Origin of the sequence: Microcoleus sp. T3_D1, from assembly GCF_036700405.1 — a bacterium.
GTDB lineage: Bacteria > Cyanobacteriota > Cyanobacteriia > Cyanobacteriales > Microcoleaceae > Microcoleus.
In genome coordinates this window covers 1-1,054 of record NZ_JAUBOV010000214.1, presented here as the reverse complement: position 1 = coordinate 1,054, position 1,054 = coordinate 1, and the positions used below count along the sequence as shown (strand labels likewise).

Below are 1,054 nucleotides of genomic sequence, written 5' to 3'. Positions count from 1 at the left end.
CGCCTGAAAGTCGGCTCGATCGAATCCATGACGTGGCGATCTACTGACTCCTTTAAGATACAAGGGGCGGGTTCACCGATCGATTCTGCCACCCACAGATAATCTTTATAAACCCGCCCCCACCCAACCCTGAAACTCTGTACAACAAAGATAAGGGAAGGTATTGACAGGTTAAATTAAATGCTGTAGCTTATTATTAATTGACGGGAGGTACACCCACAAGCATCTATCCTGTACGGCTGGGATGGTCGGCAGTATCGTATTTTCAGGCATCGTAATTTCAAACAATTGAATACAGTCCGAGACGGATGAGAGTTTCGCGGGGCTGGGGAAGTGGTGATTTCGCATTATGTGCGATCGACCCTTCTCCGGCCTTTTGTATTTTTGGCAAACAAATAGACTTGACAAATTGGAGGTTTGATATGGCTCGTTTAGATGGAACAGCGCAAAATGACCAACTTTTTTGGTCTGATTCTGTGCCCGTAGAAATTTATGGCTATGCGGGTGATGACAGTCTATGGGGCGATGCGGGAGACGATCTGATCGTTGGCGGTTCTGGAAATGATGATCTATTGGGCGATCCGGGTAATGATGTCATTTATGGTGGTCGGGATAGCGACTACATTGAAGGTGGATTAGGTGCAGATCAACTGTTTGGTGGTAAAGGAGCTGATTATTTAGTCGGCGGTGGTGACACAGATACGCTGATAGGTGGCGGCGCAAGTGATACCTTTGGTCTTACCAGCAATGGGGTAGCTATTATCCGCGACTTTGATGCTGCTTCTGATTCTATCGAACTGTTAGATGATTTGACTGGTTCTCGCTTTTTAGTTGCCCGCAATGATAGCAATAGTGTCGGAGTTTATGTTAGCAGCAATGGCGGTTCTTCATTTGATAAAGTCTTAGCATTGTTGACCAATTTTACTGGCGATGTTGGGAGTGTTTCAGCGAAAATTATCGGTGGAAATGTGACAGCAACTCCGACTCCGACTCCGACTCCGACTCCGACTCCGACTCCGACTCCGACTCCGACTCCGACTCCGACTCCGACTCC

Annotated in this window: 1 protein-coding gene; it reads left to right on the top strand. The window is 47.3% G+C overall.

Annotated features, from left to right (window positions below; all coding sequences use genetic code 11):
• Positions 1-422: 422 nt before the first annotated feature.
• A partial coding sequence (locus QT992_RS33460; protein ID WP_445305808.1) for a calcium-binding protein occupies positions 423-1,054 on the top strand: 632 nt, incomplete at its 3' end.